We start from the raw sequence: 26,588 nt of genomic DNA on the forward strand, positions 1-26,588 counted from the left end.
GGAAGGTAACGGAAAGACTACGCGATGGGCGCAGTGGCCTGTCGCAGCCATGCCTGCGCCTCGGGCGGCACCAGCGGCATCAGGGCTTTGGCCACGCGGGCGTGATATTCGTTCAGCCATGCGATATCCGCCGCCGCCATGTCATGGCTGACCACCAACCGCCGATCAATGGGGGCGAGGGTCAAAGTTTCAAATTCCAACATCGTCCGCGCATCCCCCCCCGCAATTGGGGCGGCTTCTTGGACGACAATCAGGTTTTCAATGCGGATCCCATAAGCCCCCTCTTTGTAGAAGCCTGGTTCGTTTGATAAAATCATCCCAACCTCAAGGGGCACATCCGAGGCGCGACTGATCCGTTGCGGGGCCTCATGCACGCTGAGATAGACCCCGACACCGTGACCTGTTCCGTGGTCATAATCGCGTCCAGCGGCCCAGAGGGGGGTGCGGGCCAATGCATCCAATTCCCGCCCTGCCAATCCTTTGGGGAAGCGCGCGCGCGACAGCGCAATCATGCCACGCAAAACTTGGGTAAAGGCCTGTTTTTCCTCAAGCCCAACATCCCCCACGGGCAGGGTGCGGGTGATGTCGGTGGTGCCATCAAGATATTGCCCGCCTGAATCGATCAAAAACAGCGTGTTTGGCGCAAGCGGCGCATTGGTGGCCTCGCTCACGCGATAATGCACAATCGCGCCATGTGCGCCTGCGCCTGCGATTGTATCAAAACTGATATCTTGCAGCGCGCCTGTCTCGCGGCGAAAGCGTTCAAGCGCACAGACGCACTCAATTTCGGTCAACCCGCCTTGAGGGGCGCGGTGATCAAACCAATGCAAAAACCGCACCATGGCGGCCCCATCGCGCAGATGTGCAGCACGGGTTGCGTCAATCTCGGCGGGATGTTTGCGCGCTTTGGGCAGGGTGCAAGGCTCGGGGCCTTCGTCAATTTCTGCCCCTGCCTCGGCCAAAATCATCCGCAGCTTATGTGGGGCGGTCTTGGGATCAAGGCGGATGGGGCCAGAGTTTGCCTCTTGGCGCAACCGCTCCTCAAAGCGGTCAAGAGGGTAAAGCGTGACCTGATCGGGCAGAGCAACATCCACGAATTTCGCAGGGTCGGCAAATACGGTGATGCTGCCTGTGCTTGAGAGAATGGCGAAGGCCTGAACCACGGGAAGATGCGGCAGGTCGGCGCCGCGAATGTTTAAAAGCCAACAGATGGAGTCGGGCAGGCTGAGCACAGCGGCGCTCACGCCTTGGGCGGCGAGGTCAAGCCCAACTTCGCTACATTTTTCAACGGCGCTGCGGCCCGCATAGCGCAGTGGATAGGCGCTCGCCTTCCCATCAGGCGGCGGCGGGCGGTCAGACCAAAGCGCGTCAATTGGGTTTTCAGCAAGAGGGCGCAAGGTGATCTGATGGCCGGCAACGGCCTCGGCCAAGCGATCAATCTCGGCCGTTGTGTGCAGCCATGGATCAAACCCGATCACGCCGCCCTTCGGCAATGCTGTGGGCAGCCATGTTTCAAGTTTGGTTTTGGGCCAATCTACAGGGGTGAAGATGTCTAAATCGACCTCATCGCGCACCTGCAGGCGGTAACGGCCATCAATAAAGATACCAACCTGATCTTTGAGAACGGCACAGAACCCAGCCGAGCCTGAAAATCCGCTCAACCACAAAAGCCGTGCATCACAAGGCGCAACATATTCGCCTTGATGGGCATCGGCGCGCGGCACTAAAACACCATCCACCCCAAGTTTTGGGAAACAATCACGCAAAGCAGCCACGCGTGGGGTGCCTTGGTCGGGGCGGGAGGCAGTATCAAAACTTTGAAACTCTGCCCGCTTATCCAAACCGATATAACCCTGATTTTGCGCCCCCGCTGCGCAGTCCCATAACGCGGGCGCGGGCCCGTGGGTCATTGTCAAAGAGGGCCGCCAATTGTTCGGTGATTGCCCCTGCCAATTGTTCGGCATCAGTGATCGTCACGGCGCGCTCGTAATAGCGGGTTACATCATGACCAATGCCAATCGCCAGCAATTCAACGGCACGGCGGCGTTCAACCATGCTGATCACATCGCGCAGGTGCTTTTCGAGGTAATTCGCGGGGTTCACGGATAGGGTGCTGTCATCGACAGGCGCGCCATCCGAGATGACCATCAAAATTTTGCGGGCTTCGGGGCGGGCCAACATCCGCTTATGCGCCCATTCCAGCGCCTCGCCATCGATGTTTTCTTTCAAAAGGCCTTCTTTCATCATCAGGCCCAAATTGTCGCGCACCCGCCGCCATGGGGCATCGGCTGATTTATAGATGATGTGGCGCAGATCATTCAGACGACCGGGTTGCTGCGCGCGGCCTTGTGCAAGCCATTCCTCGCGCGCGCGGCCGCCTTTCCACGCCCGCGTGGTAAAGCCCAAGATTTCGACCTTTACATCGCAGCGCTCTAGCGTGCGCGCCAGAACATCGGCGCAGATTGCCGCGATGGAAATGGGCCGCCCGCGCATCGAGCCTGAATTGTCCAAAAGAAGCGTCACCACCGTGTCGCGGAATTCGGTATCCTTTTCCACCTTAAAGGACAAAGGCGTTGTAGGATTGGCTACAACCCGCGCAAGGCGGCCTGCATCCAATATTCCTTCTTCGCGGTCAAACTCCCACGAGCGGTTTTGCTGTGCCTGAAGGCGGCGCTGGAGTTTATTTGCCAAGCGGCTGACCGCGCCTTTCAAAGGTTCCAACTGCTGATCAAGATAGGCGCGCAGGCGTTCAAGCTCTTGCGCTTCGGCCAAATCTTCGGCGGCGATTTCCTCGTCATGGGCGGTTGAGAATACGGTGTAATCTGGATCAGCATCCGAATGAGGGGGCGCTTGGGGCGGTTCAACGGGCGCGTCCCCATCGGGCAGCTCTTGTTCCTCGCCCTCCTCGGCATCGCCGTTTTCATCCATTTGCACCTGTGCCTGAGAGGCGTCCTGCTGTTCTTCTTGCGAACGCTCTGGGTCGGCATCGGCGCTGTCATCTCCCTGACTTTCGCTATCGCCTGTGCTGTCTGGTGTTTCTTCTTGATCCTGATCTTGATCGGCGCTGTCCTCGTCCTCTTGGTCGTCCAATTGGTCGGGATCATCGCCCAGTTGGTCAGCATATCCCAGATCAGAGATGAATTGCCGCGCAACGCGCGAAAAGGCGGCTTGATCGTCCAGTGACCCTTTGAGGGCATCTAGGCTTTCGCCGCAGCGTTCTTCAATGAAGGGGCGCCACAGCTCTACGATATTTTGCGCCTCAGGGGGCAGCGGGCGGCCTGTTGCAATCTGGCGCAGCATATATCCCGCCGCGGTCGACAGCGGCGCATCGCTGCGCTCGGTGATTTCACCATAGGCCTTGCGCCGCGCCTCTGCGCCGATTTTTGCGTCAATATTCCCTGCTGTGCCAGGCATGACGCGGGCACCAATGGCTTCGCAACGTGCGGTTTCAATCGCCGTCATCAAATCGCGCGCAATAGGCCCCGTGGGTTCGTATTTCGCGGCAATGCGGGGGTTGTGAAAGCGATGACGCAGTGCAAACGCATCAGCCGTGCCACGCGCAAGCAGAACCTCATCACGGCTCATGCGGCGGCTGATTTGCGGCAGGCGGATCGTGTCATTGCTTGCACCGGGCGGGTCAACCGAATAGCTGACCCCAAGATCGGGGTCATTGGCCAAAACCCGTGTTGCATCGGCAAGCGCCTTTTTGAACGGATCGGCTGGATTATCGGTGGGCTTGCCCATTGGGTGTCGGTCTTTCCTTAGCCAAGGCTGACGCTTGCAGCACTTTCTGGCAATTCTTCATCAAAGCAGCGCTGATAAAACTCCGCCACGGTCTGGCGCTCGAGCTCGTCACATTTGTTGAGGAAGGACAAACGGAACGCATAGCCCGTATCGCGGAAAATCTCGGCATTCTGCGCCCAATTGATGACGGTGCGCGGGCTCATCACAGTCGACAATTCGCCGTTCATAAAGGCCGTGCGCGTGAGATCTGCAACTGTGACCATCTGGCTGACCGTTTTGCGCCCCTCTGCCGTGTTGTAATGGGGGGCCTTTGACAGAACGATTGCGGCTTCGGCATCATGGCTGAGATAGTTCAAGGTCGCCACGAGGCTCCAACGGTCCATCTGCGCTTGGTTGATCTGCTGCGTCCCGTGATAAAGACCTGTGGTATCGCCCAGACCGACAGTGTTTGCCGTTGCGAAAAGACGGAAATATTTATGCGGCTGAACGATCTCGTTTTGATCAAGCAGGGTGAGCTTTCCATCATGCTCGAGCACGCGCTGGATCACGAACATCACATCAGCGCGGCCCGCATCATATTCGTCAAACACGATGGCGACAGGATTGCGCAAAGCCCAAGGAAGGATACCCTCATGGAATTCGGTCACCTGCTTACCATCGCGTAGTTTGATGGCGTCTTTGCCGATGAGGTCAATACGGCTGATATGGCTGTCGAGGTTCACGCGCACGGCGGGCCAGTTCAGGCGGGCGGCGACCTGTTCGATATGGGTCGATTTCCCTGTGCCGTGATAGCCTTGAATCATCACTCGGCGATTATGAGAAAACCCTGCCAAAATCGCTAATGTGGTGTCGCGATCAAATTTATAGGTTGAGTCGATCTCAGGCACACGATCAGTCGCGTCAGCAAAGCCTTTAACCTTCATATCACTGTCGATGCCAAAGACATCCCGCACCGAAATTTCTTCGGTGGGTTTTGCATCCATTGCCAAGCTGCCATCTGCCATATCGTAAAACCTCGGGGGAGTTAAAATGCGTCATCTGTGGTGGTGCAACATATCGCGCCGCGCCGCAAGGGGAAGGGGCGTAGGAATTTTGTCTCCGATTTGGGGCTATTTCTGCCAAAATACACGCTTAACGCGAAAGACAGGTCACCTTTGCCGTAATCGCCTGCGCAAGCCGCGCTAAGGTCTCGCCGCGCAGCGGTTCCTCTCGGATCACACGGGGCAGGGCAGGCAGCCCTGCCGCCGCAAGCGTTGTGGTGATATCGGCAGCAGGCGTGACAGCCCCCCCGCGATAAAGCCCCAAAAGCCCGCCTGTGGCATCAAGAACGGGCCCGCCCAACTCGGTTTGCGAGGGGGTTGGATAGGCGGGGCCTGCGTCCTCCAAGGGTCGCAAGGTTGCGGCTGAAACCCTGCCCTCATAGGCAAATCCAGCGATATACTGCGCCGATCCCATCCGCGAGGCTGCGGTAAATTCAGCCAAATCTGGTGGGGTCAGCGGGGTGTCTGGCGCAATCACCACAATCCCAAGGGCGCTGTCGCGGTAAATCTCCCGCGCGGCAATCGCATCATTGAGGCGCAGGGTAGGGCAGGTTTGCGGCAGGCTTGCATGGGTTAGGACATGGCCAGTGTCCGTCACAAAAACGCCTGAGCGTTGCGCAAGGGGGCTTGGCTCTGTTTCCGATGCATTCAGCGCGGGTGATGTGCCGCTTTGTGCGGTGTCACGCTCTAACACGCCCTCTAATGCCAAGAAATTTTCCTCAATCTGCGGCATCAGCCGTGCGATGGGGGTATATTCAGCAGCGGGGCCGCGGATGATCAGACCCTTAATCGCGCCGCCCTCTAAGCGGGCAAAACCAGTGGTAAAGCGTGCCGCATCACTGGCGGCAATATCAAAACGGCCCCGCAGCATATCGCGCAAGCCCCCTTCGGGCATGATGTCGGCATTCGTTACGATCTCGAACAAAGACTGCAGCCGCGCCTGATCCCCCTCGGCGGAGATCAGCACGACCTCGACCCCGCGAGCATCTGTCGGTGCAAAGACCGCGAAAGGGGAGGCATAGGCCGCGAATTCCACATATCCCATGGGCAAGAGTGCTGCGATGCCCGCGCGGGTGTCCGTGATCCGCTCTAGCCCAAGTTCCCCCAAATCTGCTTGCCATTGCGCGATCAAATCTGACCGTTCGGCGGCGGTTAATACCCCCGTTGTGGGCCAGTCATTCCTGCGCTGCCATGCCGCCATGGCCGCCCGCGTGCCCGCGCCAAATACCCCATCAATCGCCCCATCATAAAGCCCGAACCATAGCAGCCCGCGCTGTAGATCATCGCGCGCGGCGGGATCAAGATCTGCTTCGCCTGCGCGCGCTAGGGCAAGGGTTTGTTGCGGTAGCGCATCTGGTTGGGGCGTGGTTACGGGGGCGGCTTTTGGTTCCACGGGTGTTTGTGATGGTTTTTCAGGCGCGTCTTGTGGCGCGATCTCGGGCAAAGGTTCAATTGCGATCACCTGCGGTGCTGTCGCTTGGGCCGCAATAGGCCAGAATTGGCGCGTATAATTTTTCGGCGTTTGCATATAGCTGTCGCTATGGATTTGACCCGAGGCCCTTAGATCGCGCAGGCGTTCCTGTGCGACCTCGCGCGGATAGGGGCCGAGGGCCAGTGCATATAGGCCCGTGCGCATCATGAACCCTGCTACCCCCATGGTGGCGCTGCGACTCTCACAGACGCGCAGACGCGATTGCGCTGTAACCAGATCAGGATGCGCTTCGATTTGCACCCAAACCAAATCTGTTTGGGCCTGCGCTTGGGCCTGTGGCGCGTGGCCAATCAGACTGGCGCATAGAACGGCCAAAGAGATCACAATTGCCGCCCGCAACCGCGCAGTCTGACCTGCCCGAACCCCGTGATTTTGCATACTGCCCTAATCCGTAACCTTAAGGATGATTTTGTTCAGGTTATCCGCGAAACGGACGGGATGCACCCCGTTTTCACCAATAATTTCCTAAATTTCCCATCGCGCAGCTCATAAGCTGTGATTGACCCTCGGCATCCTGCGTCCTATGTGGTCGACAACTTTCGTTAAGCCCAAGGAACGATCAATGTCGCGCATGGAAAAGCCCCGCAGTTTCCAAGAGATCATCCTGCGTCTTCAAACCTACTGGGCGCAGAAAGGCTGTGCCGTGATGCAGCCCTATGACATGGAGGTCGGGGCGGGAACCTTTCACCCTGCCACAACCTTGCGCAGCTTAGGCTCGCGGCCTTGGGCAGCAGCTTATGTGCAGCCCTCGCGCCGCCCCACCGATGGCCGGTATGGGGAGAACCCTAACCGCTTGCAGCATTATTACCAGTATCAGGTGCTGATGAAACCAAGCCCGCCCAATTTGCAAGATCTCTATCTTGGTAGCCTTGAGGCCATTGGGATTGATATGGCGATGCATGACATTCGCTTTGTGGAGGACGACTGGGAAAGTCCGACTTTGGGCGCTTGGGGCCTTGGTTGGGAAGTTTGGTGTGATGGCATGGAGGTCAGCCAATTCACCTATTTCCAACAGGTGGGCGGGCATGATTGCCACCCTGTGTCGGGCGAGTTGACCTATGGTCTTGAGCGTCTGGCGATGTATGTTCTGGGCGTGGATCATGTGATGGAGATGCCGTTTAATGATCCAGATGCACCGATTGCGTTGAAATATGGGGATGTTTTCCGTCAGACCGAGGAAGAATATTCCCGTTTTAACTTTGACACGGCCAATACAGATATTCTTTTGCGTCAGTTCGAAGAGGCCGAAGCGGAATGTCAGCGCATCCTTGCCGCAGAAAATATTGATCCCAAAACAGGCAAGCGGATCATCATGGCGCATCCCGCCTATGATCAATGCATCAAGGCAAGCCACATGTTCAACTTGTTGGATGCCCGTGGGGTCATTTCGGTGACGGAGCGGCAAGGTTACATTGGTCGCGTGCGCGCATTGGCGAAACTTTGCGCTGACGCTTTCGTACAAACTGAGGCGGGCGGATTTGATGAGGGGCAGCACGCATGAGCAGTAAACGCTTGGGTCGTTTTGTGGTGGCGGCGATTGCCCTGTCGGCTTTGGCGGCAGGGGCGGGAATGTGGTATGCGCAGACCCGCGCCTATTACGCCCCTGTGATGCCCGATGATCCGCGCGGGCAGATCACGCTCAGCGTTGATGGCGCGCCCATGCCTTTGGCCATTTCCAACTTCGATGGCATTGACAGCAACAGCTCGCCCATTCGGTTCCGCGCCTGTTTTGATCTTGAGGCAGGCCAAGAGGTGCTGATTTCAGCAGCAGAACTCTATGAGGGTGCAACGCCCTTGATCGCGCCATCTTGGTTCCAATGTTTTGACGCCGAGGCGATTGGTGCCGCCCTAGAGGCGGGGCGCGCAACCGCCTATTTGGGTGCGCGCGATTTTGTCTATGGGGTCGATATCGTGGTTGCCTTGGATGACGTAGGGCAGGGCCATGCTTGGCGGCAGATCAACCCGTGCGGCGAAGCGGCCTTTAATGAGGATCCTGTGCCAGAAGGGTGCCCGCCTGTCCCTGAGGGTATGCAATGACCGAAACCCTCACCGAACTTGAACAGCTGCAAGCGGAGTTTGATCGGTTCCGCCGCCGCGCGCGCCGTAGTGCGCGCAAGGCGCAGGCGGATGGGCTGTTGATGGGGGTTGTGTCGATGCTGACCCCGCGTGATGTGTTTTGCGATTGTGGGACGAATGTTGGGGATGTGACCGCACAGCTTGCCGCGTCAGGCGCCCATGTTCACGCATTTGATCCTGATCCCTATTGTACTGATACGTTGAAGAAACGCTTTGCCGATGCGCCAAACGTAACCATTCACGAAGCGGCACTTGGCACGCGCGAAGGCACGATCCAATTGATGCGGGCTGTCAATTTTGACGAAAACCCGAAAGGTGCATCCGTCAAATCCACTGTCTTGGAGGGCGGGCGGATGATTGATCAGGATCTGGGGCACGCGATAGATGTGCGCCTGTTGGATTTCCCGGCCTTTTTGCGTGATCTCATCGCAGAGCATGGCGAAATCGCCTTTGTCAAAATGGATGTCGAGGGCGCTGAGCTTGACCTTCTCGAAGCGATGGAGGCGGCGGGCCTGTTTGACAAAATCCGCCTGACTGTGGCTGAAACCCATGAAAATAAATTCAAAGAGCTCCGCCCCCGTTTCCGCGCTTTGCGCGAACGCCTGAGCGAGGCCTATCCGATCACCCGCGTCAATCTTGATTGGATCTAACGCGACCGCAATAGGACGAAATCTATGCCCGATCTTCTGCTGGAACTGTTTTCCGAAGAAATCCCTGCCCGCATGCAAGCCAAAGCGGCCGAGGATTTGAAATCGCTTGTCACCAATGGTCTGGTTGATGCGGGGCTGAGCTATGCATCTGCGGCAAGTTTTGCGACCCCCCGCCGCCTGTGTTTGGTGGTGGACGGGCTGAGCGCCAATTCCCCAACTACAACAGAAGAACGCAAAGGCCCGCGCGTGGATGCACCAGAGGCGGCGATCGAAGGGTTCTTGCGCGGCGCAGGCGTGTCACGCGATGCGCTTGAGACACGCGAAGATAAAAAGGGCGAGATTTATGTCGCCCGTATCACCCATAAGGGGCGTGATGCTGCGGATATTATTGCAGAATTGGTGCCATCGGTCATTCGCAATTTCCCATGGCCGAAATCCATGCGCTGGGGGGCAGGGTCTTTGCGTTGGGTGCGGCCTTTGCATTCCATCCTATGCCTCTTGACCGATGAGGCGGGCGCACGCGTTGTGCCCTTCGAGGTTGATGATATTGTGGCGGGTGACAAAACGCGCGGCCATCGCTTCATGGCTCCTGATGCCTTTGCTGTCAGCAGTTTTGAGGATTATGAAGCCAAGCTGAAACGTGCCCATGTGATCTTGCGCGCAGATGAACGCGCAGATGCCATTTGGCACGAGGCCAGTCAAATGGCCTTCGCCGCGGGGATGGAATTGGTCGAAGATCGCGGCCTTTTGGCCGAGGTGGCGGGCCTTGTGGAATGGCCCGTTGTTTTGATGGGCGAGATTGGCGCGGATTTCTTGAACCTGCCACCAGAGGTTTTGCAGACCTCGATGAAAGAGCATCAGAAATTCTTTTCTGTGAAGAACCCCAAGACAGGGCGGATTGAGCGCTTTGTGACCGTCGCCAACCGCATCACCGCAGATGAGGGTGCGACCATTTTGGCGGGCAATCAAAAGGTGCTTTCTGCGCGTCTGTCAGATGCGAAATTCTTTTGGGAAAATGATTTGCGCGTTGCCAAATCGGATATCACCCAATGGACGCAAAGCCTTGAGAATGTGACCTTTCAGGCGAAACTTGGCTCGCAGGCCGCGCGGATCAAACGGATTGCGGAGTTGGCGGCGGAACTGGCCCCCATTGTGGGGGCGGACGCAGATCAGGCGCGCCAAGCGGCCAAAATCGCCAAAGCGGATTTGTCCTCTGAGATGGTCTATGAATTCCCTGAATTGCAAGGTCTGATGGGGCGCTATTACGCCGCTGAGGCAGGCTATGCGCCTGAAATTGCAGCGGTTGCGCAGGAACATTACCAACCCCTTGGCCCGTCAGATGATGTGCCAAACGCGCCTTTGTCCGTTGCCGTGGCCTTGGCCGATAAGATCGACACGCTGACGGGCTTCTGGGCGATTGATGAGAAACCAACAGGCAGCAAAGACCCCTACGCGCTGCGCCGTGCGGCCTTGGGGGTGATCAGATTGATTTTGGACAATGGGGTGCGCTTGAACCTATCCGTCCCCTTCGTTTCGCGTGGTGCGGGTTTTGGGTCTGATGCACCTGAGGCTGCAGCCACAGACCTCCTTTCGTTCTTCCACGACCGCCTCAAGGTGCATTTGCGCGATGAGGGCATTCGCCATGATGTGATTGATGCCTGCCTGTCGATGGCGGGCAATGATGATTTGGCCTTGGTCGTGGCGCGGGCGCGCGCCGTGCAGGCGGTGCTGTCGACCGATGATGGTGAAAATCTGATCCAAGGCTATCGCCGTGCCAACAACATCCTGACGCAAGCAGAGGCTAAGGATGGGGTGGAATATCGGTTTGGTGCAGATATGAAATTTGCAGAAACCGATGAAGAACGCGCGCTTTTCGCGGCCCTTGCCGCGGCGCGGGACGCGGCCAACCCCGCCCTAGCGTCTGAGGATTTTGCGACCGCCATGGCCGCTTTGGCCGCGCTGCGCGGGCCGATTGATGCCTTTTTCGAAAAGGTGCAGGTCAATGCGGATAGTGAAATAGTGCGGCGCAATCGTCTGAACTTGCTGCATGAAATCGTGGAAACTTGTGGCAAGGTCGCCGATTTGTCGCGCATAGAGGGGTAATGCTGCATCGCGGCGCTTTACAGATCGCGTTATGATTATATCTTAGTGTCTTGGCCAGTTTCGGCTAAGAGTAAGAATTGCAAATGAAAAATCGCCCCGACTATACGCTGATCACCGCCACGGCGGATATGCACACAGCCACTCATGGCAATCGCGCCAAATGCTTGCAGCGTTTGGTGCGCTTGGCTTTGCCCGTGCCTTTGACAGCGGCTTTGTCCTTTGACGCTGTGCGCCAAATCGCGCAAGGGGTGGTTCCTGATCTGGCCCCGCTTTGGGCTGAGTTTGGCCCTCATGCCTTGGTTTCTGTGCGCTCCAGCAGCCAAGCTGCGGATTGGGGCGGGCCCGGCACGGTGCTAAATATCGGGATGAATGACGAATTGGCTGAGCATTTGGCCAAGGTTCATGGGCGCAGCGCGGCAGATCAGCTTTATGTCAATTTCATCCGCGCCTATGCGGTGGATGTCTTGCGTCTGGATGCCGATGAATTTGAGGGGCCACTGACCCCACGGATTGCCAAAGACTATTTCGAGGATGAAGCGGAGGAGGCCTTTCCCCAAGACCCCGCCGTGCAGTTGCGCGAGGTTCTGCGCTCTATGGCGCGGGCGTGGGAGGGGACAACCGCGCGGCTGTTGCGGCAGGCGCAAGGCGCACCTGCTGATGCGGGGCTTGGTCTTGTGGTGCAGCGCATGGCACTGGGTGTCGGTGAGGGCGTTTCGGGCTCTGGTATCGTTCAAATGATTGACCCCGACACGGGAGACGCCGATGTGATCGGTCGTTTCGTGTCGCAGGCGCAGGGCCGGGTGGCATTGCGTGATGATGATGCGCTCTACGTCCGCAGTGATGCGCGTGGCCATTCCCTTCAAGATGCGGCGCCAGAGGCCTATCATGACTTGATCGCTGCGGGCGCTTTGATGCGTGAGAAATTGCGCGAAGAAATGCAGATTGAATTCACCTTGATGAATGGTCAGCTGAACATTCTTGACGCGGTGCGCGCGCCCCGGTCTGCACGCGCGGCAGTCGCAACGGTGGTCAATTTGGCCAATGATGGCGTTATTTCGCGCGGCGAGGCTTTGTCGCGGATACCGCCCTTTTCCTTGGGGCAATTGTTGCACCGTCAGGTGGATGCCGAGGCCCCGCGTGATGTTTTGGGGCGTGGTATTGCCGCCGCACCTGGGGCTGCGACCGGCAAGATTGTCTTTTCGTCTACCGCGGCCCAGGCCTTGGCTGCGCAAGGCGAAGCCACAATTTTGGTCAAACGCGAAACCAGTTCTGAAGATGTGCGTGGGATGCACGCTGCGCAGGCCGTTTTGACCGAGCGGGGTGGTATGACCAGCCATGCCGCCGTGATTGCACGCGGGCTTGGTTTGCCCTGTGTGACAGGCGCAAGCAGCCTGCAACTGGATATGCGTAAGAAAACGCTCACCACCGCAGGGCGGCGCGTGTTCCATGAGGGGGATGTGATTACTGTTGATGGCTCCTCTGGTGATATTTTGGTGGGGGCGGCCAAGATGATCGAGCCTGCTGTCGGCGGGGCCTTTGCCACGCTGATCCACTGGGCCGATGAAATTCGCGACATCGGCATTCGCGTCAATGCGGACACAGTTGAGGATGTGGAAACCGCGCAGCAATTCGGTGTTGACGGGATCGGATTGTGCCGCACAGAGCATATGTTCTTTGATCCAAATCGCCTGACTTTGATGCGCGAAATGATTTTTGCCGAAACCGAAAGTGACCGCGCGGCAGCCTTGGACCGATTATTGCCGATGCAACGGGGGGATTTCACCGAGCTGTTTAAACGGATGCAGGGCAAGCCCGTGTGTATCCGACTGTTTGACCCGCCTTTGCACGAATTCTTGCCCTCAGATCGCGATGGCATTCGCGCCTTGGCCGAAGCGTTGGATTTGCCCGTAAGCCGCGTGGCCGCGCGCATTGAATCGTTGCAAGAATATAACCCAATGCTGGGGATGCGCGGCGTGCGTCTTGGGATCACCGTGCCTGAGATTTATGACATGCAGGCCCGTGCGATTTTTGAGGCAACCATTGCCGCAAGCGAGGGGAAAAATCCCGTTGTTCCCGAAATCATGATCCCGCTTGTTTCGGCCAAGCGCGAGGTTGAGTTGGTAAAATCACGGGTGGATGTGGTCGCCGCCGCCGTTGCCGCCCAAAACGGCAAAAGTTTCACCTATCGCCTTGGGGTAATGGTTGAGACGCCGCGCGCAGCGTTGCGGGCAGGTGAGATCGCGGAATCTTCGTCCTTTTTGTCATTTGGAACCAATGACTTAACCCAAATGACCTATGGTTTGTCGCGCGATGATGCGGGGCGCTTTATGTCGGCCTATGTTCAGCAAGGTGTGTTTGTGGAAGACCCGTTTACTCGCTTGGACGCGGAAGGGGTGGGTGAATTGCTGCTCATCGGCGCAGAACGTGGGCGCGCTGTCCGCCCCGAAGTGACCCTCTCCATCTGTGGGGAGCATGGCGGTGATCCAGATTCGATCCGCTTTTCGCGGATCGCTGGTTTTGACTATGTGTCTTGTTCACCTTTCCGTGTTCCCTTGGCCAAGCTGTCGGCGGCACAATGGGTGTTGGAGGATGAGACTCTCCCCACAAAGCGTTGATATTGCGCTGAGTCTGCCATCTGAATTGCCAAGGCCTACGTCTAAATGATGCGGTGTGCTGCGCGTCAAACGCAAAAACGTGGGTCAAGTTGTCGGTTTTAGAAAACCGTGCTAATGGCTCTGTCGCATTCTGATCAACGGATTGCGACATTGGGGATCAACCCCAAGGAGCAGAGGTAATGGGTTTCAAACAGGCATGCGCTGCGATTGCGGCCTCCTTGTTATTTATGTCACATGCCGCCTTGGCGGAAACGTCCTCAATCTATGATGGGGATTATCCCGTTGTTATGTCATCTTCGCAGCCGCAAGCCGGTTCGATGGAGTTGCGCCTATCGTCTTTGATGTTTGATGAGCGCGCTGCGTTGCGCGGCATCAGCCCCTCACAAGTTGCCCGTTTGGGTGCGGCTGTGCGCTCCCCCTTTGGTCGAAATGGGCCGCTGCGTCAGATTTATAATGAAGCCCAATTGATGTCTTTGCCCCGTCCACGCAGTAACGCGCAGCATCGATGCCTCACCGAGGCGCTTTATTTCGAGGCGCGTGGTGAACCGATCCGCGGTCAATATGCCGTGGCCGAAGTGATTTTGAACCGCGTGGATAACGACAATTATCCAGATAACATTTGCGATGTCGTCTACCAAAACGCGCATCGACACTTGGCCTGCCAATTCACCTATGCCTGTGATGGCATCCCTGAAAATGTGACGGATCGTGCCACATGGGACCGCCTGACGCGCATCGCCCGTTTGATGATGGATGGCGCGCCGCGCACCCTCACCTCAGGGGCTACGCATTATCATGCGGATTATGTCCATCCTGACTGGGCACGGGTTTATCCCCGCACTGCCACGATTGGGCAGCATCTGTTCTATCGTCAGCAATATTAAGCGCAGCGCAAGAGTGGGTCGCTGATAGCGCGGGTTGCGGCGGTTTTGACGCCTGTCTTTTGCTTTGTTTTGGGCTATGCAACCTGCAAAAAGACGATCACGAAAGCCTACGCCTATGATGGATGATATTCGACTTGCTTTTGCCCACCCGTCCGAGCGGGCCAAGGCGACTGCCACAGATGCCCCCCTTGATCGTATTTCGATGTCTAATCATGAGCGGGATGTTGAAATCGGCGCCTTTCAAGCCGAGCGCGGGATTTTGCAGCGTATCCGTTTTAATGTGGTCGTAGAGGTGCGCTCTCAGGCGGAAAGCGCCGAGGATGATGTGGATCGCATTTTGTCCTATGACCGCATTGTCGAGGCGATTGATGCCGAACTTGCGCAGGGTCGTGTCAATTTGCTGGAAACGCTCTCGGTGCGAATTGCAGAGCGGGTCTTGAGCCACCCATTGGCTGCGCGCTGTTTCGTGCGAATTGAGAAATTGGACCGCGGGCCCTATGTTTTGGGGGTCGAGATTATGCGCGAAGCAGAGACCAATCAGCGCCTTAGTCTTCTTGCGGATGATGGCCCGCATCCTTTGATCGTGTATTTGGCCAATGATGCAATTGCACGCCCTGATTTGGCGCAGCTTCTGGATCACCTTGAGCAGGCAGGTGCCCCTGTCATTCTATGCGTGGGCAGCACGGGCTTGGCGCAGCCCCAAGCCCGCCACGGCCTGCCGCAGCGGCGGATTGATCTGTTGGATATGGAAAAGAACGCTTGGGTCTTGGCCTCTTGCGATGATCGCTGTGTGGTGGTGGACAGTCGCACAGAATTGGACTGGGCCATGCGGCAGGGGCAAATTTCGGTTTGGGCCCCTTCAAAACTGGTTTTGGACAGTGCCGAACCACCCAAAGGGGCTAAAGTGACGGGGGAGCAATTGGCGCTGTGGTTGGCCGAGCAATTTGAGGCGCAGCGTATTGTTTATTTGGGCGGCCACCCGCCGTTGAAATCGTCTATCCCTGTGCAGGCATGGCCGTTTGACGTGATGCCTGATCTTTAATCTGGGCAGTAAACTTGATGGACGCTGAGCCACAGGGTAGGGCTAATCCTATGACTGATTATTATCGCCCCATACCTGTTACGGGCCCCGCGATTGGGCCTGCGGCCGTGCCCCTTGCAGGGGGCTGGTGCCATTTCACGCATGTTGAGCGGTTAAGCCGCACGGGCGCGCGCGAGATTTTGCCCGCCGCAGACTTGCCCGCGGCGTGGCGCGCGCCTTTGACGGCAGCGCGTGGTGATTTTGCGACTGTGCCTATGCGGCACCCAAGCCTTATGGGGATTTTGAACCTCACCCCAGACAGCTTTTCCGATGGTGGGCGGCATGAGGACATCCAAGCCGCGCTGGAGCAAGCCCATCGTCTTGTGGCGGAAGGCGCAGATATTTTGGATTTGGGCGCAGAAAGCACTAGGCCAGGCGCCAAAGAAGTGCCGCAGCAACAAGAAATCGCGCGCCTGATGCCTGCGCTAGAGGCGTTGCGCGGCTCTGGCGTGATCTCGCTTGACACGCGCAAGGCCGATGTGGCGCGTGCGGGCCTTGCTGCTGGCGCGCAGGTGATCAACGATGTTTCAGGGCTGCGCTTTGATGCAAATATGATTGAGGTTCTGCGCGAGAGCCGCGCGCCCGTGATCCTGATGCATTCGCTTGGCACGCCTGAAACCATGCAAGATTTGGCCCCCGATGCCTATCAAGATGTCGTTCTCGATATCTACGATGGGCTTGCTGCGATGCGCGATCAGGCGCTTTCTGTAGGGCTGACGCATGACCAAATCCTGCTTGATATTGGGGCGGGCTTTGGCAAGACCTTTGCGCAAACCCGCGCGTTGTTGCGTGACATCAGCCTGTTCCACGGGCTTGGCTGTGGGTTGCTTTTGGGCGTATCGCGCAAAGGGTTTGTGGGCCATGTGACGGGGATCAAACATGCAGATCAGCGTGATGCCGCATCGGCGGCAATCGGCCTATGGGCCATATCGCAGGGGGTTCAGATGCTGCGTGTCCATGATATAGCCGTGCATCAAGCGATGATTTCTGCCTATATGGCAGCAAGCGGTTTGACCCTTGGGGAGGGGTAATAAAATGGCACGAAAATTATTTGGCACAGATGGGGTGCGGGGTCAGGCAAACAGCTATCCCATGAACGCCGATATGGCGCTGAAATTGGGTGCGGCGGCAGGGCGCTATTTCCGCCGTGATATGGAGCGCGGCCATCGTGTTGTGATCGGGAAAGACACTCGCCTGTCGGGCTATATGTTGGAAAATGCGCTGACGGCGGGCTTCACCTCCACGGGCATGGATGTTCTGTTGCTGGGGCCTGTGCCAACCCCTGCTGTGGGCCTTTTGACCCCCTCCATGCGGGCAGATGTTGGTGTGATGATATCCGCAAGCCACAACCCCGCCTCAGATAATGGGATTAAGTTTTTTGGCCCTGATGGATTCAAACTGTCAGACGAGGCAGAGGCCGAGATCGAAGCCCTTGTCTTTGGGGATGTTCAACCTGCACAAGCGGGCAATATCGGGCGCGCGCGGCGCATTGATGATGGTCGTTTCCGCTATGTCGAACGCGTCAAAGGCACATTCCCCCAAGGTATGAGCCTTGAAGGTTTGAAGGTTGTCATCGACTGCGCCAATGGTGCCGCATATCGCGCCGCCCCCGAAGTGCTTTGGGAATTGGGCGCCGAAGTCGTGGCGATTGGCGTGAGCCCTGATGGGTTCAATATCAACGAAAATGTCGGGTCAACAAAGCCGCAAGCCGCGATTGCCAAGATCAAGGAAACAGGGGCCGATGTGGCCTTGTGCCTTGATGGCGATGCTGATCGCATTGTGATCATTGATGAGGCTGGCCAAGTCGCGGATGGGGATCAGATCATGGCGCTGTTGGCGGCGCGATGGGCGGATGAGAACCGTCTCAAAGGTGGTGCATTGGTGAGCACTGTGATGTCAAATTTGGGATTGGAACGGTTTTTGGGCGGGCGCGGGATTGGCCTACACCGCACGGCCGTTGGGGATCGCTATGTTGTCGAGGCGATGCGCACAGGTGGCTATAATCTGGGCGGTGAGCAATCGGGCCATATCGTCATGAGCGACCATGCCACCACGGGTGATGGGTTGATGGCAGGTTTGCAATTCTTGGCTGAAATGGTGCGCCAGAACAAGCCTGCAAGCGCGCTTGCCCGCAGCTTTGATCCCGTTCCGCAGATGTTAGAGAATCTGCGCTTTTCACCTGATAAAGCCCCGTTAGAGGCAGCATCAGTCAAGGCCGCCATCGCCGAGGCAGAGGCCCGATTGGGGCAGGCGGGGCGTATTTTGATCCGTAAATCAGGCACAGAACCCCTTATTCGCGTTATGGCCGAAGCCGAGGATGAGGGACTAATGGCGGCTGTGGTTGGGGATATTGCAGCGGCCATTCGCGCCGAGCTGTAACTCCGCGCTGACTGTCCCTTTTGGGATTTTTCGCAAAACCACCTTTTCAGATCGGCTTTGCAATGTCATACCCCGCGCGACGCCTGATCTTGTTGCGCGAGGTGGATCATTTTGGACGAACAAGACCTCCATCTAGATGATGATCGTGACGCTTATGCGTTGGACGATAGTCTACGCGCGCAATTGCGGCGTGCGGTTAGTGCCGAGGATGTAGATGCCATCGATGAGTTGATGGAGCCGCTACACCCTGCTGACATCGCTGATATTCTTGAACAAATCTCCAGCGGCGAGCGCGCAGCCCTTCTGGCGCTTTGGTCGCGTGGGATTGATGGTGAGGTTCTCTCTGAACTTGATTGGTCAATCCGTGAAGACATTTTGCCGCTTTTGCCAAGCGATGTTCTGGCCGATGCTGTGCGCGAGTTGGACTCGGATGATGTTGTTGATCTGGTCGAAGACCTAGAAGAAGATCAGCAAGGGGCTATTCTTGGCGCGCTTGACGATGCGGATCGGGTCGCGGTTGAACAGGCGCTGAGTTTTCCCGAAGGATCTGCTGGGCGTCTTATGCAGCGCGAGGTGGTGCGCGCGCCCGAACATTGGAATGTCGGGCAGATGATTGACTATCTGCGTTCCGAAAAGGCGGAATTGCCCGAACAATTCTATCACATCATCCTCATGACCCCTGCGATGAAACCTGTGGGTTATGTCTCGCTTGGGCGGTTGTTGTCGAGTGCGCGGGCAACATCATTGAAAGACATTCTGGAAGACAGCTTTCGCACCATCCCTGCCAAGCAGGATGAGGATGATGTCGCCTACGCCTTTAACCAGTATCACCTGATCTCTGCGCCCGTTGTCGATGATGATGGGCGATTGGTGGGCGTGATCACCATTGATGACGCCATGAGCGTTCTTGATGAGGTCAATGAAGAGGATTTGCGCCGCCTTGCAGGTTTGGGCGTGGATGAAAGCCTTAGCGACACGACCTTTGAAACTGTGCGTCAACGCTTTCCTTGGTTGTTCGTCAATTTGGGCACCGCGATTTTGGCCTCGGTGGTGATTGCACAATTCGAAGCGGTGATTGCGCAATTGGTGGCCTTGGCCGTGTTGATGCCGATTGTCGCCTCTATGGGGGGCAATGCCGGAACGCAAAGCCTTGCCTTGGCTGTGCGTGGGCTTGCAACACGCGACCTCACCTCCGCCAACCTGTGGCGTGTTGTAATGCGTGAGGCGGGCGTGGGGGCTTTGAACGGTTTGGCCTTTGCCCTTGTGATGGGCATTGTGGGTTATGTTTGGTTCGATTCCGTTCTCTTGGGCGGCGTCATTGCAGGCGCAATGGTGGTTAATCTTGTTGTGGCGGGATTGGCGGGGATATTGATCCCCGTTGCGTTAGAACGCTTTGGCGCGGATCCTGCGCTCGCCTCTGGCACATTCGTGACCACAGTCACCGATGTTGTGGGCTTCTTCGCCTTTCTTGGCCTCGCAGCACTTGTCCTGATTTAGCCGTTTGGCACCTCTAGCGTGATATTTTCGCCGTCCTTGATGTATTGAAGGCTGTCATCGCCAATCGCGGCGACCCGCCCCCCGTCAAGACGATCTCCAACTTCGACCGTAACAAATCGACCCGATGGCAGGCGCACCAAGGCGCGGCGGCTGCTCGAAGGGCCAGTGACACCAATCAAATTCGTGTCGCGCAAATTTATGGCATTGCGATTGGTCGCGGCGCGGGTCACCCGTTCGCCGGATGGGGTGTCGGTGCTGACGGCGGCAATTTCCGCCTCAATTTCCTCATCTGCGCCTGATTGTGCCGCGGCCTCTGCAGCAACGCCATTTGGTGCAGCGGCGCTTGCAGGTGTTGCAGCGGCCACCACTGCCTCAAAGCCCGAGGGGCGGGCCTGTGGCAAAAGCGAACGCGCGATAGCCAAATCGCTGATCAAGGCCTGATTGGCGCTGCGTCCTTCACTGACGGCGAGGGCTACTGCCTCGGCGGTGCGGGCCGCTTCGGCAATTTCTTGAAGTGAGGCGGGGCGCAGTTGCGGCGTGATGCCGCTTAATTCGCTGCGCGTAAAGCCGTTAAATTTCTGGCGCTCAAGGATTTCTGCGAAATTCTCAGGTCTGAGGCGCGGCAGCGTGGCTGCCAATGTTTCGATTTGCTCAAGCCGTGCCGCACGGGCCGCTTCTAGGATGGCATCGGGGCGCGGGATTGCCGCAACGGGGGGCGCCGCATCAAAGACCAATACACCATCGGGGTTCAACGCCCCCTCAGGGGTTGGATCGACAAGACCCGCGCTGTTCAAAACGCTGCCCGCGCCAAAGGGGATCGGCGAGAGGATTGGCGGCGGGGCATCATCGCCGATACCGCCCAAGGGTGGGCGTAGGGCCAGTGCATCTTGTTGGGTCAGGATCGGGTCAATCGCGGCAAGGATGGTGCCGTCACGCCGTGGCCTTGGCGCAGTAAGGGTAGGCGCTGTCGCCATAAGTGCCACATCGGGCGCAGGCAGGCCGTTTACCACAGGCGCGCTTGGGGCAGGCTCGGCAACTGGGGGCGTTGCTGCGACAACAGCGGGGGCTTCAGGCGTCACATCCTGCTCTGGGGCAGAAGGCATCAGGAGAAATGCCGCAACAGTCACGCCAAGCCCCCCGCTAAGACCAAGGGCCATTCCTTTGCGAAAACGCGGCACGAAGAGCGCGATGTCCTCTAGGCGAATTTTGCGCTTGGGGGCAGGAATGGTCGCAAGGTTTTGCACATGCGGTGTCGGTTTGGGGCGCTTTGCCAATTGAAAGATGGGCGTTCCATCATAATCATCTGGCAGTGTTTCCACGGTCAATGCCACAGCCGTGATCCCGTAGGATTTTATAAACTCTTGCGCGGCTTGGATGGTTTCCGCTGCAATGGCGGCGATTTGGATCACGGAATCCGTGCGCAGCCAATCATATTGCAATTCCGACAATTCATAGGGGGTGAGGCCATCCAGTTTGGCCTCGACTGCGCGCCGCTCAGCGGCGGGGGTGGCCTCATCAGGGGCTTCGCAGCTTGTAAACAGAACTTGCTCGCGCGGGACAATCACCAAAACTTGGGCGTTGTCTTTGGCCTCAATAAGAGATTTCATCTGCGCGAAAGCGGCGCTGAGATCCTCTGCATCTGGTGCAGTGCGAACGATTACCTCCCACGCATCATCAGAGCGGCGTGAAGCAAGGCTAATGGCCTCGGGCGACAGGTGTAGCGTGAACTCCGTGCTCAAAATACCGATGCGCTTCTCGTTAAGTGGGCCAAAGGGGGGGGGTAATTTTTCCCTCCTTGCGCCTAACTCTATACGATAGTTGCAGGGAGCATAAACCAGATAAGCGCTATATTTATAAAAATTTGAACGAGATCAGCGCCGTTGCTCGTAGGCGCGTGTCAGGGCGAGGGCGATCAACAGCACACTCATCAGCAGGCATGCATCAAACAGTGCGACAGCCGCCAATTCAAACAGTGCTGAAAGTCCAAATTCTGCGTTGGGCGCTATCGCCCATGCACAGATCATCAAGATTGCACTACTTGCGATAGTAACGGGTGGTAACACCCGCTACGACTGGCGCTGTGCCACTGTGATATAGTGCCCCAAGAAGGCCAGCAGTTTGAACGCGAGAACGGGCACCGTGAGCCCGATCATGCCCATTAAGAAGAGATGGGCATCATTTTCGGTGTCGTAGATATATACAGTCAGCGCGATACCTGGCAGGCCGTAGAGAAGCCCAGAATGTGAATAAAGCCAAGCGGTCAGCACTTTGGCGATGGTTGCAAAGCCAAAGAAGATCAAAACGGACTCCGTGGCACAATGGAGGGTCGCATTGGTTTGGCTCATCAAGCCATGATTGATCAACGCGGCACCCAACAGGGCTGAGGACACGAAAAAAGCGGTTTTCAGATGTGAAACAGCGCGCAGGAACGCAGGTCCCGCAAGACATTTAAACCATTTAACCACGCGGTTGACTCCTTTGGAGCTGAGAGCCCGCTCCGAACTACGATAACCAATCTTAAAGTCTTGTTGTGAATAAAGACCTATTACTCATGCCTAAAGATTGCAAGTGATTAAATTTGACTGATGTCAATCGTCACGCTGCAAAAGACTGAGCCAATGCTCTGTCTTGCGATAATGTTTGGCGCGACTGTCAGAATTCAACTGTATAAACCCCTTTTTCATAAGGGATTTCAGTGCACGATTGAATGTGGCTGTGGGGACGTCTCGCATCAACGGATGATTGTGGATTTCTGCAGATGTTAAAATCTCGTCTGGATTTTCAGCCAAAAGGTCGATCGCGTATAGAAGATCAAGTTCTACTTTGGGCAGCGAGACAAGACCTAAGTCCCGCTCAAGCGACGCCAAAAACTGGCGCATGCGCGGCAACACATTGAGCGAGCTTTGATCCACGCTTAAACTCCGTACTAACCGACCGCGCGTTTATACCAATCTCGCTGCTAAGCCGCTCATATCTCATATCTATATGTAACTATAATTAATATATGTTTCCTAAATACAACGCCTTCTCTGCATTGAAATTCATAAAAAATAATCAAAATGATTGAAAACGAGCGCCCGATGTGTCACATGCGATTCACGGGGAAATCTCAGACCTGAATTCTTGATGCAAGCGCCTTAGTCGGGTGAATCAATTTGGGACTTTTCCGCAGATATTGGAACGCCCCTCCTGCAGCTGGCCAATCTTGCAGGTTGGGTGCGGGCTACTCCGTAACCCCATCGTAGCCCGGGGCAGAGGCCAGTCCCCAGTTTAGCAGCCGACACTGGCCTCTGCCCGAACCTATCAAAAACCCCCATCTAAATCTGTTTGGACGGGGGTTTTTCTTTTTCAGTGGCGCAAGGTTTACGCGGTTGCTTTGGCCAAGGCCTGATCAAGATCGGCAATCAGATCATCTGCATCTTCAATCCCAATGGAGACACGCACCACATTAGGTGCTGCCCCCGCTGCTTGTTGCTGTTCTGGGGTCAGCTGGCGGTGGGTGGTTGATGCTGAATGAATGATCAGCGAACGCGTATCGCCCAAATTGGCGACATGACTGAACAGCTCAAGACTATCTACCAGTTTCACACAAGCCTCATATCCACCTTTCACAGCAAAGGTGAACAATGCGCCCGCACCTTTGGGGCAGATATCCTTGACCCGCCCATGATACGGCGAGGATGGCAGACCCGCATAGGTCACGAAATCAACGCGGGGATCCTTTTCAAGCCATGCAGCGATTTTCGCGGCATTCTCAACATGGCGCTGCATCCGCAGCGACAAGGTCTCAATCCCCATCAGCGTATAATGCGCCGCTTGCGGGTTCATGGTCATCCCCAAATCGCGCAAGCCAATCGCGATTGAGTGGAAGGTAAAGGCCATCGGCCCCAATGCCTCGTGGAATTTTAAGCCATGATAGGCGGGTTCAGGTGCCGAGAGCGAAGGAAATTTATCACTGGCTGACCAGTCAAATTTGCCGCTATCAACCACACAGCCGCCTGTGACAGTGCCATTGCCCGTGATGTATTTTGTGGTGGAATGCACAACCAATGTCGCGCCATGTTCAATTGGGCGGCAGAGATAGGGGGTTGCAGAGGTGTTATCCACGATCAAGGGGATGCCTGCGCCATCGGCGATATTCGCAATGCTGCGCAGATCGGTGATATAGCCACCAGGGTTTGCGATGGCCTCGCAGAACACGGCGCGCGTGTTATTGTCAATCGCCGCTTTCACCGCGTCAAGATCATCGAAATCAACAAATTTTGCAGACCACCCAAAGCGTTTGATGGTCTGGCTGAATTGGGTGACTGTGCCGCCATAAAGGCGCGTAGAGGCCACGATGTTGCAGCCTGGCCCCATGAGCGGAAACAGGGCCATGATCTGCGCCGCATGACCAGACGAGCAACAAACCGCACCAACACCGCCCTCTAGGGTCGCGATCCGCTCTTGTAGCACAGCGACTGTGGGGTTGGTCAGGCGCGAGTAAATAAAGCCGACCTCTTGCAGGTTAAACAGACGCGCCGCGTGATCAGCATCTTTGAACACATAGGCCGTGGTTTGATAGATAGGCGTTTGGCGTGCGCCGGTTGCAGGGTCTGGATGCGCACCTGCATGGATCTGCAGCGTGTCAAATTTTAGGCTTTTGGGGTCGGACATGGCGTTTTTCTCCTCGCGTGTTTCCCTGAGGGTTATGTTTAGGGCGCTGGCGTGCGCAAAACAACATCTGTCGCAGTTGTTATTGGCATTGCCCCTAGACCTTAGCGGCGTGTTGCGGCATTAGAAGACAAAACGACACGCGATTTAGTTTGGAGATTGTCATGCTCTCATTCCTGCTGCGCCTTGTGACTTGGTGGAATGGTCAGACGGTTGGAACGCAACTCTACACTTGGCGGAAGGGCCAGAAGGTTGGTGAGGATGCGCAGGGCAATGTGTTCTACCAATCCCGCGATGGCAAACGCCGTTGGGTGATTTTCAATGGCGAGGCCGAAGCCAGCCGCATCAGCCCCGATTGGCATGGCTGGTTACATCACACATGGGATAAATCCCCTGCCGATGCGCCGCTTGCGCGCAAGGCATGGGAAAAAGAGCACGAAATGAACCTGACGGGATCAGAAGCGGCCTATGCGCCTGCGGGTTCGTTGCGTCAGGCCGCACCAGTCGCGCGCAAGGATTACGAGGCATGGAGCCCCGAATAAGCCTGTGCGCTTTTTTGGCAGCATGAGAGGGGTTCCGTGATGGCCGAAAATAGATTGAGCGAAATTTTGGTCGGCGGTGCGGTCTTGGCCGTAGCTGCGGGGTTTCTGCTCTATGCCGCTGAAATCGGCGGGATCGGGCGCAGCACGGGGTCAAGCTACGAGGTATCGGCGCTGTTCCGCTCTGCAGAAGGGATCGGAATTGGTACAGACGTGCGCCTTGCGGGCGTTCGGGTCGGCACTGTCAGCAGCCTCAATCTTGACCTTGCCACCTTCCGCGCAGAAGCGACCTTGAATATCCGTGACGATATTCTGTTGCCTGATGACAGCATTGTAAGCATCGTATCAGAGGGGCTTTTGGGTGGGTCATTTGTTGACATCCAACCGGGTGGTTCGCCGTTTAACTTGGCCGCTGGGGATGAGGTATTAAACACACAAAGTTCGGTCAGCCTTGTGACCTTGCTGATGCGCGCCTTCTCGGGATCTGGGCAGTAACATGCGGGCGCGTCTGGCGGGATTGGCGTTGATATCAGCCTTTTGTTTAGGCCCTGTGGGCGCGCAAGATCAAACCTTGGGTTTGAATGGGCAAGTGTCGGCCGATGGCATTGTTGTGATCCCGATTGATCCTTTGCCGCTTGATACTGGCGCAGAGACAAGCCGCCCGCAAACCTTTGGTGAAGGCAGCCTTCCTCTTGGCAGCGGCACAGTTATCGCGCCTGCCCCCGTTATGGGGGAGGTGGCGCCTGTGATCGTGCCGCAAGCGGAAACTGGGGATGTGACCCTGACCGATAATGGCGATGCGGGGCAATCGGGTGTACTCTTGGAAACAAGCCCCGCTGAACCTGATTTGGGCGGCGTGACGTCCATCACAGAAATCGCAACAGAAACGGGGTCAGGGGCGCTGTTGCGCGCCTTAGACAAAACCTTGGCGCAATCGCGTGATTTGGAATTGGCGACTGGGGCCGCGGCGCGGCTTGGCCGTATCACGGTTGAAATGGTTGAATGCCGTTATCCTGAGGGTGACGCCAATTCAGATGCTTTCGCCCATATGCGCATCACCGACACCGATGGGCGGGCCTTGTTTGATGGATGGATGGTGGCCTCCAGCCCCGCGCTGATCGCCTTTGATCACCCGCGCTATGATGTATGGGTGTTGCGCTGTAGCACATCCTGAGGGGTGAATAGGCCCCCGCCCGCCATGAAATCTGCATGTTTCTCAAGCGCCGCATCAAGCCGCTTGCGATAGTCGATGCGCGAGATCTCTATAGCACCTAAGCGGATCAAATGGGGCGTGGTAAATTGCACATCAAAGAGCGTGAACCCGCCTGCATTGAGGCGCGCGACCAAATAGGCGAGCGCAATTTTCGAGGCATCACGCGCCCGCGAAAACATACTTTCCCCAAAAAACGCAGCCCCAAGCGCCACCCCATAGACACCACCCACCAGATCACGCCCTTGCCACAGCTCAAGGGAATGGGCGAATCCTTTCTCATGCAGCGCGCTGTATAAAGCGGTTATTTCCGCATTAATCCATGTTTCGTCCCGATCCGCACAGGCGGCCACAACACCTGCAAAATCGCTATTGATCCTAATCTCAAATGGGTTTTGGCGGATCCTGCGGGCAAGGCTGCGGGATATGTGAAAGCTGTCTAGCGGAATGATCCCGCGCCGTTTTGGGTCAACCCAAAATAGGTTTGGGTCATCGCGGCCCTCGGACATTGGAAATATGCCCGCTGCATAGGCTTGCAACAGAAGTTGCGGGGTAATTTTAAGGGCTGCTTGGGTGTCGGGCATGAGTGAAATTTAGCATGATAAAGGCCAAAATGCTGCACGCA

The 26,588-nt window shown here is 56.7% G+C and carries 22 protein-coding genes; 13 read left to right on the forward strand and 9 right to left on the reverse strand.

Annotated elements, in window-relative coordinates; translation table 11 throughout:
- Nucleotides 1–17 precede the first annotated feature (17 nt).
- The 4 genes from AAC636_RS05005 to AAC636_RS05020 all read right to left on the reverse strand — a co-directional run bounded on the left by AAC636_RS05005 (nucleotide 18) and on the right by AAC636_RS05020 (nucleotide 6,654).
- Nucleotides 18–1,841, reverse strand: a complete 1,824-nt coding sequence (locus AAC636_RS05005; protein ID WP_340300601.1) for an aminopeptidase P family protein — start codon at nucleotides 1,839–1,841, stop codon at nucleotides 18–20.
- A complete protein-coding gene (gene cobT, locus AAC636_RS05010; RefSeq protein WP_340300602.1) occupies nucleotides 1,834–3,744 on the reverse strand; it encodes a cobaltochelatase subunit CobT in 1,911 nt (636 codons plus the stop codon). The genes AAC636_RS05005 and cobT overlap by 8 nt, the downstream gene beginning before the upstream one ends.
- A gap of 17 nt (nucleotides 3,745–3,761) precedes the next feature.
- Nucleotides 3,762–4,748, reverse strand: a complete 987-nt coding sequence (gene cobS, locus AAC636_RS05015; RefSeq protein ID WP_340300603.1) for a cobaltochelatase subunit CobS — start codon at nucleotides 4,746–4,748, stop codon at nucleotides 3,762–3,764.
- 127 nt (nucleotides 4,749–4,875) lie between these two features.
- On the reverse strand, nucleotides 4,876–6,654 hold the full coding sequence (locus AAC636_RS05020) for a peptidoglycan-binding protein (protein ID WP_340300604.1): 1,779 nt from the start codon (nucleotides 6,652–6,654) through the stop codon (nucleotides 4,876–4,878).
- A 184-nt stretch (nucleotides 6,655–6,838) separates the two neighbouring features.
- Here AAC636_RS05020 and AAC636_RS05025 point away from each other — a divergent pair, with 184 nt between their 5' ends.
- The 10 genes from AAC636_RS05025 (at nucleotide 6,839) to mgtE (ending at nucleotide 19,561) form a co-directional block, all read left to right on the forward strand.
- A complete protein-coding gene (locus AAC636_RS05025) occupies nucleotides 6,839–7,777 on the forward strand; it encodes a glycine--tRNA ligase subunit alpha (RefSeq protein ID WP_340261149.1) in 939 nt (312 codons plus the stop codon).
- Nucleotides 7,774–8,313, forward strand: a complete 540-nt coding sequence (locus tag AAC636_RS05030) for a DUF6446 family protein (protein ID WP_340261148.1) — start codon at nucleotides 7,774–7,776, stop codon at nucleotides 8,311–8,313. The genes AAC636_RS05025 and AAC636_RS05030 overlap by 4 nt, the downstream gene beginning before the upstream one ends.
- Entirely contained in the window at nucleotides 8,310–9,002 is a 693-nt protein-coding gene (locus tag AAC636_RS05035; protein ID WP_340300605.1) for an FkbM family methyltransferase, read from the forward strand. The genes AAC636_RS05030 and AAC636_RS05035 overlap by 4 nt, the downstream gene beginning before the upstream one ends.
- A gap of 24 nt (nucleotides 9,003–9,026) precedes the next feature.
- Nucleotides 9,027–11,105, forward strand: a complete 2,079-nt coding sequence (gene glyS / locus AAC636_RS05040) for a glycine--tRNA ligase subunit beta (RefSeq protein WP_340300606.1) — start codon at nucleotides 9,027–9,029, stop codon at nucleotides 11,103–11,105.
- 83 nt (nucleotides 11,106–11,188) lie between these two features.
- Nucleotides 11,189–13,720 carry a putative PEP-binding protein gene (locus AAC636_RS05045; protein ID WP_340300607.1) on the forward strand — a complete coding sequence of 844 codons (2,532 nt, stop codon included), beginning with the start codon at nucleotides 11,189–11,191 and terminating at the stop codon, nucleotides 13,718–13,720.
- Between the two features lie 179 nt (nucleotides 13,721–13,899).
- The gene (locus AAC636_RS05050; RefSeq protein ID WP_340300608.1) at nucleotides 13,900–14,604 is read left to right on the forward strand and encodes a cell wall hydrolase; all 705 of its coding nucleotides are present in this window, start codon (nucleotides 13,900–13,902) and stop codon (nucleotides 14,602–14,604) included.
- A 115-nt stretch (nucleotides 14,605–14,719) separates the two neighbouring features.
- The gene (locus AAC636_RS05055) at nucleotides 14,720–15,646 is read left to right on the forward strand and encodes a dihydroneopterin aldolase (RefSeq protein WP_340300609.1); all 927 of its coding nucleotides are present in this window, start codon (nucleotides 14,720–14,722) and stop codon (nucleotides 15,644–15,646) included.
- 50 nt (nucleotides 15,647–15,696) lie between these two features.
- The gene (gene folP / locus AAC636_RS05060) at nucleotides 15,697–16,716 is read left to right on the forward strand and encodes a dihydropteroate synthase (RefSeq protein WP_340300610.1); all 1,020 of its coding nucleotides are present in this window, start codon (nucleotides 15,697–15,699) and stop codon (nucleotides 16,714–16,716) included.
- Between the two features lie 4 nt (nucleotides 16,717–16,720).
- Nucleotides 16,721–18,064 (forward strand): phosphoglucosamine mutase, encoded by a 1,344-nt coding sequence (glmM, locus tag AAC636_RS05065; RefSeq protein ID WP_340300611.1) that lies wholly within the window; start codon nucleotides 16,721–16,723, stop codon nucleotides 18,062–18,064.
- A gap of 105 nt (nucleotides 18,065–18,169) precedes the next feature.
- On the forward strand, nucleotides 18,170–19,561 hold the full coding sequence (gene mgtE, locus AAC636_RS05070; RefSeq protein WP_340301091.1) for a magnesium transporter: 1,392 nt from the start codon (nucleotides 18,170–18,172) through the stop codon (nucleotides 19,559–19,561).
- On the opposite strand, the gene AAC636_RS05075 is transcribed toward mgtE, so the two are convergent.
- The 4 genes from AAC636_RS05075 to AAC636_RS05090 form a co-directional block, all read right to left on the reverse strand.
- Nucleotides 19,558–21,300, reverse strand: coding sequence for a hypothetical protein (locus AAC636_RS05075; RefSeq protein WP_340300612.1), 1,743 nt, complete (start codon nucleotides 21,298–21,300; stop codon nucleotides 19,558–19,560). The genes mgtE and AAC636_RS05075 overlap by 4 nt on opposite strands.
- A gap of 327 nt (nucleotides 21,301–21,627) precedes the next feature.
- On the reverse strand, nucleotides 21,628–22,026 hold the full coding sequence (locus AAC636_RS05080) for a hypothetical protein (protein ID WP_340300613.1): 399 nt from the start codon (nucleotides 22,024–22,026) through the stop codon (nucleotides 21,628–21,630).
- A gap of 123 nt (nucleotides 22,027–22,149) precedes the next feature.
- Nucleotides 22,150–22,473, reverse strand: a complete 324-nt coding sequence (locus tag AAC636_RS05085; protein WP_340300614.1) for a hypothetical protein — start codon at nucleotides 22,471–22,473, stop codon at nucleotides 22,150–22,152.
- A 451-nt stretch (nucleotides 22,474–22,924) separates the two neighbouring features.
- Nucleotides 22,925–24,217: an O-acetylhomoserine aminocarboxypropyltransferase/cysteine synthase family protein gene (locus AAC636_RS05090; RefSeq protein WP_340300615.1), complete on the reverse strand. Its 1,293-nt coding sequence runs from the start codon at nucleotides 24,215–24,217 to the stop codon at nucleotides 22,925–22,927.
- 161 nt (nucleotides 24,218–24,378) lie between these two features.
- On the opposite strand from AAC636_RS05090, the gene AAC636_RS05095 reads away from it, so the two are divergent.
- Genes AAC636_RS05095 through AAC636_RS05105 form a run of 3 tightly spaced genes read left to right on the forward strand, consistent with a single transcriptional unit; the run spans nucleotide 24,379 to nucleotide 25,927 of the window.
- Entirely contained in the window at nucleotides 24,379–24,756 is a 378-nt protein-coding gene (locus tag AAC636_RS05095; RefSeq protein WP_411567097.1) for an NADH:ubiquinone oxidoreductase subunit NDUFA12, read from the forward strand.
- Between the two features lie 39 nt (nucleotides 24,757–24,795).
- Nucleotides 24,796–25,248, forward strand: coding sequence for an outer membrane lipid asymmetry maintenance protein MlaD (gene mlaD / locus AAC636_RS05100; RefSeq protein ID WP_340300616.1), 453 nt, complete (start codon nucleotides 24,796–24,798; stop codon nucleotides 25,246–25,248).
- A 1-nt stretch (nucleotide 25,249) separates the two neighbouring features.
- Nucleotides 25,250–25,927: a DUF2155 domain-containing protein gene (locus AAC636_RS05105; protein ID WP_340300617.1), complete on the forward strand. Its 678-nt coding sequence runs from the start codon at nucleotides 25,250–25,252 to the stop codon at nucleotides 25,925–25,927.
- Here the strand turns inward: AAC636_RS05105 and aat are convergent.
- Nucleotides 25,891–26,547, reverse strand: a complete 657-nt coding sequence (aat, locus tag AAC636_RS05110) for a leucyl/phenylalanyl-tRNA--protein transferase (RefSeq protein WP_340300618.1) — start codon at nucleotides 26,545–26,547, stop codon at nucleotides 25,891–25,893. The two genes, AAC636_RS05105 and aat, sit on opposite strands and share 37 nt — an antisense overlap.
- Nucleotides 26,548–26,588: the final 41 nt, after the last annotated feature.

The organism is Roseobacter sp. HKCCD5988 (assembly GCF_037830355.1).
Taxonomy (GTDB): Bacteria; Pseudomonadota; Alphaproteobacteria; order Rhodobacterales; family Rhodobacteraceae; genus M30B80.

Coding starts and splice junctions, on each gene's coding strand:
- AAC636_RS05030 (WP_340261148.1), top strand. CDS start 7,774: ATGAGCAGTAAACGCTTGGGTCGTTTTGTGGTGGCGGCGATTGCCCTG.
- AAC636_RS05045 (WP_340300607.1), top strand. CDS start 11,189: ATGAAAAATCGCCCCGACTATACGCTGATCACCGCCACGGCGGATATG.
- AAC636_RS05050 (WP_340300608.1), top strand. CDS start 13,900: ATGGGTTTCAAACAGGCATGCGCTGCGATTGCGGCCTCCTTGTTATTT.
- AAC636_RS05035 (WP_340300605.1), top strand. CDS start 8,310: ATGACCGAAACCCTCACCGAACTTGAACAGCTGCAAGCGGAGTTTGAT.
- AAC636_RS05025 (WP_340261149.1), top strand. CDS start 6,839: ATGTCGCGCATGGAAAAGCCCCGCAGTTTCCAAGAGATCATCCTGCGT.
- glyS (WP_340300606.1), top strand. CDS start 9,027: ATGCCCGATCTTCTGCTGGAACTGTTTTCCGAAGAAATCCCTGCCCGC.
- aat (WP_340300618.1), bottom strand. CDS start 26,547: ATGCCCGACACCCAAGCAGCCCTTAAAATTACCCCGCAACTTCTGTTG.
- glmM (WP_340300611.1), top strand. CDS start 16,721: ATGGCACGAAAATTATTTGGCACAGATGGGGTGCGGGGTCAGGCAAAC.
- cobT (WP_340300602.1), bottom strand. CDS start 3,744: ATGGGCAAGCCCACCGATAATCCAGCCGATCCGTTCAAAAAGGCGCTT.
- cobS (WP_340300603.1), bottom strand. CDS start 4,748: ATGGCAGATGGCAGCTTGGCAATGGATGCAAAACCCACCGAAGAAATT.
- mlaD (WP_340300616.1), top strand. CDS start 24,796: ATGGCCGAAAATAGATTGAGCGAAATTTTGGTCGGCGGTGCGGTCTTG.
- AAC636_RS05055 (WP_340300609.1), top strand. CDS start 14,720: ATGATGGATGATATTCGACTTGCTTTTGCCCACCCGTCCGAGCGGGCC.
- AAC636_RS05020 (WP_340300604.1), bottom strand. CDS start 6,654: ATGCAAAATCACGGGGTTCGGGCAGGTCAGACTGCGCGGTTGCGGGCG.
- AAC636_RS05105 (WP_340300617.1), top strand. CDS start 25,250: ATGCGGGCGCGTCTGGCGGGATTGGCGTTGATATCAGCCTTTTGTTTA.
- AAC636_RS05095 (WP_411567097.1), top strand. CDS start 24,379: ATGCTCTCATTCCTGCTGCGCCTTGTGACTTGGTGGAATGGTCAGACG.
- folP (WP_340300610.1), top strand. CDS start 15,697: ATGACTGATTATTATCGCCCCATACCTGTTACGGGCCCCGCGATTGGG.
- AAC636_RS05090 (WP_340300615.1), bottom strand. CDS start 24,217: ATGTCCGACCCCAAAAGCCTAAAATTTGACACGCTGCAGATCCATGCA.